Origin of the sequence: Pararhodospirillum oryzae (genome assembly GCF_007992075.1) — a bacterium.
GTDB lineage: Bacteria > Pseudomonadota > Alphaproteobacteria > Rhodospirillales > Rhodospirillaceae > Pararhodospirillum > Pararhodospirillum oryzae.
In genome coordinates this window covers 1-9,617 of record NZ_BJZO01000121.1, presented here as the reverse complement: position 1 = coordinate 9,617, position 9,617 = coordinate 1, and the positions used below count along the sequence as shown (strand labels likewise).

General features: G+C 67.7%; 7 protein-coding genes. 6 read left to right on the top strand and 1 reads right to left on the bottom strand.

The window, feature by feature from the left end; genetic code table 11:
• The first annotated feature begins 161 nt into the window (after positions 1-161).
• The 6 genes from ROR02_RS15175 to ROR02_RS15150 all read left to right on the top strand — a co-directional run bounded on the left by ROR02_RS15175 (position 162) and on the right by ROR02_RS15150 (position 8,433).
• Complete coding sequence (locus ROR02_RS15175; RefSeq protein ID WP_147164887.1) at positions 162-2,696, top strand: sensor domain-containing protein; 2,535 nt, start codon at positions 162-164, stop codon at positions 2,694-2,696.
• Positions 2,697-3,060: 364 nt separating this feature from the next.
• Complete coding sequence (gene fba, locus ROR02_RS15170) at positions 3,061-4,125, top strand: class II fructose-bisphosphate aldolase (RefSeq protein ID WP_147164886.1); 1,065 nt, start codon at positions 3,061-3,063, stop codon at positions 4,123-4,125.
• 283 nt (positions 4,126-4,408) lie between these two features.
• A complete protein-coding gene (locus ROR02_RS15165; RefSeq protein WP_147164885.1) occupies positions 4,409-5,623 on the top strand; it encodes a phosphoribosyltransferase family protein in 1,215 nt (404 codons plus the stop codon).
• Positions 5,611-6,375: an HAD family hydrolase gene (locus ROR02_RS15160; RefSeq protein WP_147164884.1), complete on the top strand. Its 765-nt coding sequence runs from the start codon at positions 5,611-5,613 to the stop codon at positions 6,373-6,375. The genes ROR02_RS15165 and ROR02_RS15160 overlap by 13 nt, the downstream gene beginning before the upstream one ends.
• On the top strand, positions 6,372-7,493 hold the full coding sequence (locus ROR02_RS15155; RefSeq protein WP_147164883.1) for a cysteine protease StiP family protein: 1,122 nt from the start codon (positions 6,372-6,374) through the stop codon (positions 7,491-7,493). The genes ROR02_RS15160 and ROR02_RS15155 overlap by 4 nt, the downstream gene beginning before the upstream one ends.
• 4 nt (positions 7,494-7,497) lie before the next feature.
• Positions 7,498-8,433, top strand: a complete 936-nt coding sequence (locus ROR02_RS15150; protein WP_147164882.1) for an HpcH/HpaI aldolase/citrate lyase family protein — start codon at positions 7,498-7,500, stop codon at positions 8,431-8,433.
• Positions 8,434-8,508: 75 nt separating this feature from the next.
• Here ROR02_RS15150 and ROR02_RS15145 read toward each other — a convergent pair whose 3' ends face one another.
• Positions 8,509-9,525, bottom strand: coding sequence for an ABC transporter substrate-binding protein (locus ROR02_RS15145; RefSeq protein WP_246135583.1), 1,017 nt, complete (start codon positions 9,523-9,525; stop codon positions 8,509-8,511).
• Between the last annotated feature and the right edge of the window lie 92 nt (positions 9,526-9,617).

Here is a 9,617-nt window from a genome sequence, read left to right as displayed (position 1 = left end):
CATCCGATTGCCTTGGTGACGACGAAGAGCCCGATCCAGGTTTCGCGTGTTTCGGGCGGCCAGGGCAGTTTGTTTTCGCCGCCGGCGGACCCTTCTGCTATCGTCGGGCGGGGTATTTTGCCAAGACAGGCGACGGCCGGATCGTCGAAAGGATCGGGGGCATGAGTGCAACGCAGCAAACCATCACCCCGGAAGCCATGGCGCCCTTATCCTCCCCGGTGGTGCGCGAGGTGGTGGCCGATCTTGTTTCCACCATGCCGGGGGTCTTGGTTTGCGTGTGCCGGGACGGGCTGATTGTCACCGTGAACGAACCAGGCCAGTGCCTGCTCGCCGGAGGGAAGGGCACGCCGGGGCGGGATCCGGCGGTGATCGGGCGACCGTTTCATGATTTCCTGTCGCCCCCCTACACCACGGTGATCGATTCCCGTCTTGAGGTTCTGCTGGAGGAGCCCACCGGGCTGACCTTGCCGCTGCGGTGCCTGGACGGATCGACCCTGCATCTTGTTGTCCAGGCCCGGGCCGCGCGCGACGAAGACGGCGCTCCCCTCGTCGTCCTTCTCGGGCGCGACATCCGCAAGCAGATCAAGGGGGTCAATGCCTTGCTGGCCCAGCAGAACCGTCTGGCCCGCATGGTCGATCTGTCCTTCGATCTGATCTGTCTGCTGCGAGGCAGCACGATCACGTTCTTGAACCGGGCCGGGGCCCGGATGCTGGGCGCTCCCGGGGGCGAGGCGCTTGGGCGTGCCTTCGCCGATTTTGTCTGCTCCGATTACCGGGCCTTGTTCGACGAAGGCCTGGACAGAATGCTTCAGGAAGACGAACTGGTTCCGGTGCGCCTGCAAGCCCTCGGCGGCCAGCGTCTTGACGTTGAAATGCGCGTGACCCGTTTTCGCGAGGAAGCGGGCGAGTGCACCATGATCGAGGCGCGCGACATCACCGCCCGCCAGCAGGCCGCCGAGGGCGTGCGCATGCGCGAGGCCCGGCTCGTCGGCATCCTGGCCCATGTGGGCGAGGCGGTGCTGACCGTGGGGCGCGACGGGCTGATCGCCTCGTTCAACCTGGCCGCCGAACGCATCTTCGGGGTGGCGGCGGCGCGGGTGGTCGGCACCGATGTCGAAACCGTGCTGCCCGGGTTCACGGCCGATTTCCTGCGCGGCGGCGCTCTGGCGGAAGGATCGACCGAGCGCCAGGGGCGGCGTCCGGACGGTCAGGCCGTTCCCCTGGCCCTGGCGGTGAGCCGCCTGGTCCAGGGCCGCGACACGGTGTTCGTGCTGGTCGCGCGCGACATCACCGGGCAAAAGGAAGCCCAGGAGCGCGAACAGCGCCACGCCCGGGAGCTGGAAGCCCGCGTCGAGGCCCGCACCCGCGACCTGCGCCATGTGATGCGTCAGAACGAAAGGATTCTGGAAGCCGCCGGGGATGGCATCCTGGGGGTGGATGGCATCGGGCGCGTGCGCTTCGCGAACCGGGCCGCTGGGCGTCTGCTGGGGATGGACCCTTCGCTTCTCGTCGGCCGCGCTCTCGACGAAATCTTGTTGCGGGCGGACAGCGGCGAAGCCCCCCCCCGTGCCCTGTTCGATGCGCGAATGGTCGGGCCCGGAGGGGAGGGGTTCCAGGAGGTCATGGTGGTGCGCCACGAAGGCGCTCCCTTTCCGGCCGAGGTTGCCCGCACCGCCCTTGACGACGACGATCAGGCCCCGGCCGGCTGGGTGGTGGTGGTGCGCGACGTGAGCGAACGCCACAAGGCCCAGGCTCACCTGCGGCTGTCGAACGCCCTCTTCAAAAACGCCGCCGAGGGGTTTGCCGTGTGCGACCGCCGCGGGATCTTGCACCTCGTCAATCCGGCCTTCGCCGAAATCACCGGGATCGAGGCGAGCGCGCTGAAGGACCGGTCGGTGGCCGATTTCCTGTTCGGCGAAACCCTGTTGCTGGACTCCTTGCTGGCGGCCATTGAGGCCGGCTGTCGATGGGATCAGGAGCTTTGGAGCAAGCGCCCCGACGGATCGGACTATGCGGTGCGCGTGGCCGGGGCACCCCTGCCCACGTCCTCCCCCGACGAGGACGGGTACGCGGCCTTGATCCTCACCGACGTGACCCAGCGCAAGCGCGACGAGGAACGGATCCGCCACCAGGCCAACTACGACAGCCTGACCGCCCTTGCCAACCGGGCGCTTTTTCACGACCGCCTGGCCAACGCGGTGGCCGTCGCGCTGCGCTCCGGGTGGGTCCTGGCCTTGCTGTACATTGATCTCGACGGCTTCAAGCGGATCAACGACACCCTGGGGCATGCCGCCGGCGATCAGGTGCTCAGCGAAACCGCCCGCCGTCTGCTCGCCTGCGCGCGCGATTCCGATACCGTGGCCCGGCTGGGGGGCGACGAGTTCACCCTTATCCTGACCGATCTTGTCGACGCCGACGACGCCCAACGGGTTGCCCAGCGGGTGCTGGTTTCCCTGGCCGCTCCCTTCGACGTGAAGGGCCAGGTTGCCCGCATCAGCGCGTCGGTGGGCATCGCCCTGCTCCCCATGCATGCCCTCGACGCCGAGCATCTGCTCAGTCGGGCCGACAAGGCCATGTACCAGGCGAAACGGGCCGGCAAGAACACCTGGCGCTTTCCTTCGGGCGACGAGATCCCGCTACCCCTGCCACACGACGAGGACGTTTTGTTCCTGGAGGAAGGGCGCGATCCCGACTGAGCGGGCGCGATCCGGGGTTGCGCCCGCGCCGGGAGATCCCCACATCGGGCCCGGGGCTATGAGGTCGGGGCCATGGGGGAAGGCGGGGTTCGCGCCCTGGTCCCCTCCTTTTGGCCGGCATGGCCTTGCAAGGTAAAACCGGATTCGGCGGAAGGTCTTGCCCAGATCCCGCTAAAGAGGATCGGGGGCGGCTGGTGCGAGGGCGAACGCGGGGTTTCAAGAAGACTTGGCTTGATTCCGGAGCGGCACTCTTCGAAAAGACGCTGAGCGAAGAGGACCCCCGGCCCTGGCGCCGCTGGTGCCCGTTGCAACGCCGCCCGTTTTTTCAATCAGGAATCCGTTCCCACTCAAGGAGACGTCCACGATGGCCCTGATTTCCCTGCGTCAGCTTCTCGATCACGCCGCCGAGCATGGGTATGGCATGCCGGCCTTCAACGTGAACAACATGGAGCAGGTTCTGTCGATCATGAACGCGGCGCGCAAGACCGACAGCCCGGTCATCTTGCAGGCCAGTCGAGGCGCCCGCTCCTACGCCGGCGACATCATGATCAAGCACATGATCCAGGCCGTCGCCGAAATGTACCCCGAGATTCCGGTGTGCATGCACCAAGATCACGGCAACTCGCTGGGGACGTGTCTGTCGGCGATCAGCGCCAGCTTCACCTCGGTGATGATGGACGGGTCCTTGGAAGCCGACGCCAAGACCCCCGCCTCCTACGAGTACAATTGCGACGTGACCGGCAAGGTCGCCGAATGCGCCCACCTGGTTGGCGTGTCGGTTGAAGGCGAACTCGGCTGCCTGGGGTCCTTGGAAACGGGCGCGGGCGAGAAGGAAGACGGGCATGGGTTCGAGGGCACCTTGGACCACTCCCAGCTTCTGACCGATCCCGATCAGGCGGCCGACTTCGTGGCCCGCACCAAGGTCGATGCCCTGGCCGTGGCCATCGGCACCAGCCATGGCGCCTACAAGTTCACCCGCAAGCCGACCGGCGACATCCTGGCCATGAACGTGGTCAAGGCGATCCACGCCCGTCTGCCCGAAACCCACCTGGTCATGCATGGCTCGTCGAGCGTGCCCCAGGACCTGCAGGACATCATCAATCAGTATGGCGGCGAGATGCCCCAGACCTTCGGCGTGCCGGTCGAGGAAATCGTTGAAGGCATCAAGCACGGCGTGCGCAAGGTCAACATCGATACCGATTGCCGCATGGCCATCACCGGCGCCATTCGCAAGGTGTTCGCCGAGAACAAGGCCGAGTTCGATCCGCGCAAGTACATGAAGCCCGCCATGGATGCCATGGAAAAGATCTGCCGCGAGCGTTACGAGCAGTTCGGCGCCGCCAGCATGGCGAGCAAGATCAAGCCGGTTGCCCTGGCCGACATGGCCAAGCGTTACGCCGCCGGAAGCCTTGACCCCAAGGTGAACTGATTTCCGCCGGCTTCGGCGCCCGTTCCGTTTTTCGAAGGCCAGAGTCCGTCCGTTTCATGCTCAAGCGGGCAGACTCTGGATGCCTTTGTCCGGGCTTGAGTTTGTTGTTGTCCTTGCGGGAAAAGCGGTGTCCGCTTTTCCCCGACCCATTCGTGGCCCCGACACAACAAACGGGACGGGCCCTTGTTTTCTTGCCGACGGCCCGGGGCCGGACACCAGGACAGTCCAATCCTCCCACGACCCGCGTTTCCTGACCCGAATTCCCTTTCTCACGGAGCCTTCCATGACGACATCCGCCGCCCTGGCCGCCGGTTCCAGGTGGGTTGGTCCCTTTTGTCCTGAGTCCGACCGTGTAACGGTTCGCTTGTCCCATGGCGTCTTGGATGTCACCGTGACCCGGGCCGATCTTCCGTTGGACGCCCTGATGGGCTTTGCAAGCCGCCGCAACCCGCGCCGGCCTTTTTTGTTCGTGAGCAAGGTTCTGGGCCGCCACCTGCCCTCGTCCCCCGCCGTGATGCAAGAAACCCATCGGCGCCTGGCCACGGCCCTGGGCGACACCCTCCCGGGGCCGGTCATGATGCTGGGCATGGCGGAAACCGCCGTGGGCCTGGGCCAGGGCGTGTTCGAGGCGTGGCAGGCCGCGAGCGGGCGCGACGATGCCCTGTATCTGGCCTCGACCCGCTATCATCTGTCCCGGCCCTTGCTGCTGACCTTCCAGGAAAGCCATAGCCACGCCACCGATCACCGCGTCTACCGGCCGGACCAGGCAAGCGGCGGCGACCTGCTGGCACACGCGCGGACCTTGGTCCTGATCGACGACGAGGTTTCGACCGGGGCCACCTTCGCCGCCCTGATCGCCGCCAGCCGCCAGGTGCTGCCCGCCCTGGACCAGGTCGTGATGGTGACCCTTACCGACTGGATGGGCGAGGAACGCCGGGCTGCCTTCGCGGCCCACGCCGGGGTGCCGGTCCGGTTCGTCTCGCTGCTGGAAGGCGGGTTTCGCTTCACGCCAACCGGCGAGGCCCCCCCGGTGCTTCCCAACGTGGTGGGCTCGGGGACGCTCAAGGATCACCTGCTGCCGCCTTGGGGGGCGCGTCTGGGCGAACGGGGGCCGCGTGCCTTGCCGCCCTCGGCGGCCGGGGCGCGGGTGCGCCCGGGGGAACGGGTGCTGGTGCTGGGCACCGGCGAGTTCGTTCACCCGCCCTTTCAACTGGCCCGGGCGCTGGCGGCCCAAGGCGGCGATGTCGTGATGCAGGCCACCACCCGCTCGCCCATTCTGCCCGGGCATGCCATCGGCGCGGCCCTGGAGTTCCCGGACGCCTACCAAGATGGCATTCCCAACTATCTGTACGGCGTATCCCCCGATCAATACGACCGAATTCTGGTTTGCTACGAAACACCGCCCGCCACCGCCCAGCAAAGTCTGATCGACGCCCTGGGCGCCCAACCGGTCTACTTCGCGAACCATGATGAGGAGGGCAGGGCATGCAACGCCTGATCCTGGTTGACCTGGACGATACCTTGTTCCAGACCGCCCGCAAGAATCCGGCGGCGCGTCATCTGGCGACCCATGACGTGCACGGTCAGCCGTTGTCCTATCAAACCGACCATCAGGCGGCTTTCCTGGCCTGGCTGGCCGAGGGAAGCCATCTGGTGCCGGTCACCGGTCGCTCGGTGGCCGCCTGGCGCCGGGTTCTGGTGGGGGGGCTGGGCCCCGAGGCCATCTGCTCGTTTGGCGGCGTCATCCTGGGGGCCGACGGTCAGCCGTGCCTGCCCTGGCACGAGCGCATGGCCCAGGCCGCCCACCGTTTTGCCCCGACACTGTTGGACGTGGCCGAGCGCTTGCGGCGCGTGGCCCAGGCCGCCCAGGCCCCGGCCCGGATCGAGATCATCGAGGATGCGGGGCTTCCCCTCTACCTGTCGGTCAAGCCCCCCCGGGACGAGGGTCGTCTGGCCCCGGTGGTGGCCGACACCCTGGCCGCCCTGGTGCCCCTGGACTGGACCTTGCACGTCAACGGCGCCAACCAGGCGGCCTTGCCCCCGTTCCTGGGCAAGGCTCAAGCGGTTTCTTATTACCTTGAAGTCCTGGCGCCGCCGGGGCCCCGCCTCACGGTGGGGATCGGCGACAGCCTGACCGACGTGGGGTTCATGGCCTTGTGCGATTACGCCATGACGCCGGCGGGCTCGCAGATCATGGCCCACCTGGACCGCAGCGCCACGCAGATCGTGACCGCCCGGGTGGCCGCATGAACCCCGGCGCCATTTCCCGGTCCTGCCGCCCGTTTGATCCGTCTGCCTTGGGGTTTCCCGGCAGCTACGATCCGGCCGACGTGACCTTTTTGTTGAAGCCGGTCACGCCGCCCTTGCTTGACGTGGACGCCAAGGAAGCCGCGCTTCAGGCCGGAACCCGCCATTATTCCGAGATGCTCTCGCCCGAGCGGCCGCCCGCCGCCGATTACCTGGAGGCGTTTCACGCCGCCTTCGCCGCCAACCGGGCCCGGGTCGGGCGCGACGTGGCCCGCCTCGCCCTGGCCCTGGCCGAACGTCCGGGGCGCGAGGTGGTGCTGGTCAGCCTGGCGCGCGCCGGCACCCCGGTGGGGGTACTCCTGCGCCGGGCCCTGGTCCGGCTGGGGCGGGCGTGCGTTCATTACTCGGTGTCGATCGTGCGCGACCGGGGCCTCGACCGCGTGGCCGTGGAAACCATCCTGGCCGCGCATGACGCCGCCGATCTCGTGTTCATTGATGGCTGGACGGGCAAGGGGGTGATCGCGGGCGAACTGCGTGCCTCGCTCGCGCGCGATCTGCCCGCCTTGAGCCAGGCCCCGCTCGCGGTGCTCTCCGACCTGGCCGGGGTCGCCACCCATGCCGCCGGGGCCGAGGACTATGTGATCCCCTCGGCGGTGCTCAACGGCGTGGTGTCGGGGCTGGTCAGCCGCACGGTTCTTCACCCCGACCTGATCGGGCCGGGCGACTTTCACGGCTGCCTGCTTCTGGACCATCTGGCCGCCCATGATCTCAGCCGCTGGTACGTCGATGAACAGGAGCACGACGTGGTCCAGGCGCTGGAGGGGGCCGAGCCCGCCCGCTGGCCCGAGTGTCGCCGCGCCGATCTTGCCCGCCAGAGCCAGGCGTTTGTCACCGTGATGGCCCGGCGGACCGGCGGCAATCCCCATCACGTCAAGCCCGGGATCGGCGAGTCCACCCGGGCCCTGCTTCGCCGGGTGCCCGAGCGCCTGATCGTGCGCGACGCCACGGCGCCCGACGTGCGCCACCTGCTCGCCCTGGCTGAAACCCGGGGCGTGCCGGTCGAGGTCGAGCCGGATTTGCCCTATCTGGCCTGTGTTCTCATCAAGTCGCTGGGAAGCTAAAGCCATGTCCCTTTCCCCCTTGCGCCTTGGCGCCAGCTTGTACGTGCCCGCGACCCGCTCCGATCTGGTCGCGGTGGCCAACGGGCAGCGTTTGCCCGGGGTGCGGTCGATCATCCTGTGCACCGAGGACAGCGTGCATGCGGATCACGTCGGCCATGCCCTTGACAACCTGGCGGCCGCGCTGCCCCAGATCGCGCCCGACGGGCCCTTGCTGTTCATCCGCCCGCGCACCCAGGCCGTGCTCGCCCGCCTGCTGGCGCTGCCGGGCATCGAGGCGGTGCACGGTTTCGTGCTGCCCAAAACGACCCAGGACAGCTTGCGAGACGCCCTCGCGGTCTTGCCCGAAGGCAGCCCCCATCTTTTGATGCCCACCTTGGAAACCCGCGAGGTCTTCGATCCCGCCGCGCTCGCCGCCCTGCGCGGGCTTCTGATGGCCCCCGAGGTCCGCCGGCGCATTCTGGCCTTGCGCATTGGCGGCAACGACCTGTTCAACCTGCTGAGCTTGCGCCGTCGTCCCGGACGAACCCTTTACGATACCGCGCTGGGACCGGTGATTGCCGCGCTGGTGGCGGCGTTCCGGCCGTTCGGGTTTCACCTGACCGCGCCGGTTTTCGATGATTTCGGCGATATCGATACCTTGCGCGCCGAGGTTCACCGGGATCTGGAGCATGGGCTGGTGGGCAAGACCGCGATCCATCCGGTTCAGGTCGCGCCCATCGAACGGGAGTACCGGGTTTCTTCCGGCGAGGTCACGGCGGCGCGGTGCATCCTGGGCGAGGATGCACCGGCCGTGTTCCAGATCGATCGCGTGATGTGCGAACCGGCCACCCATGCCGCCTGGGCCCGGCAGGTACTGCATCAGGCCGCCCTCTATGGCGTGGCGGAAGGCGACGGCGTGAGTGCCGGCGAGGCGCGGGAAGCGCGGGCGCTGGCCGGGTAATCCGCTCGGGTGGCGCCGGGGGGCTTGGCGGGGGAGCTTCTCGTCGCTCCCCCGGCGTGCCCACGCGGGCCGCGATCAGCGGGCGACTTCGACCACGTAGTCCTCGACCGCCGGCAAGGTGGTCATCAGGTTCTGGTCCTTCAGGTATTGGGCAAAGCGCCGGTAGCGTCCGTGATCGACGGCGGCCGGCGCGGTCGAGAACCGGCCCACGGTATCGAGCCAGGCCTGGCGGTTGAGGGCGTCGTCCAGTTCAGGATGGGCGGTCTTGAACAAGGTCCAGCTTTCCTCGGGGTGGTTGAGGACGAACAGCACGGCCCGCTCCACCGCGTCCAGGAAGGCCCCCAGGCGCGGATCCCTGGCATGATCCCGGTTGGCCAGGAAAACAAGCTCGTCGTAGGGCGGCACGCCCGCGTCCTCGGGCAGGAAGGCAATGCCGGGATGGCCGGCCAGGGCCATTTGCGTCAGTTCGAAGTTGCGAAACGGACCGATGACCGCGTCCACCTGCCCGGAAATGACCGAGGGCGCCAGCGAAAAGTTCACGTTCACTTTCTCGACCGTCGCCGGATCGACGCCGGCATGGCGCAGCATGGTGTCGAGAAGCGCGTCCTCGAACCCGCCCACCGAAAAGCCCACCTTGCGCCCCTTGAGATCGGCGAGGGAGTGAACCGGCCCGTCGCGCAGCGCCACCAGGCAGTTCAGGGGCGAGGCCACCAAGGTGCCAAAGCGCACCAGGGGCAGCCCTTCGGCGACTTGCAGGTGAAGCTGCGGCTGGTAGCCGACGGCGATATCGGCCTTGCCCGCCGCGACCAGCTTGGGCGGGTCATTGGGATCGGCGGGGGCGATCAACGTGACCTCCAGGCCCGCCTCCCGGAAGTAACCTTTTTCCTGGGCGATGACCAGCGGGCCGTGGTCCGGATTCACGAACCAGTCGAGCAGAACGCTCAAGGGGCGCAAGGGCTCCTGGTCGGCGGCGCGGGAGTCGGGAACAAGGACGCCCGCCAGGAAGGCCAGGGCCAGCCCCAGCATCGCGAGGAGCCGGCGCGCGGGCGGCGCGGGCCGTGCCGTGGACCGGGAAGAAGGAAATGCAGGCATGGCAGGGGATCCTTCGAGCAACGGATAGGAAAAGCAGGTCTGGAGTTTGATCCAGGAAAGCCGTTTTGCAATCCATGGCAAAAATATATTAA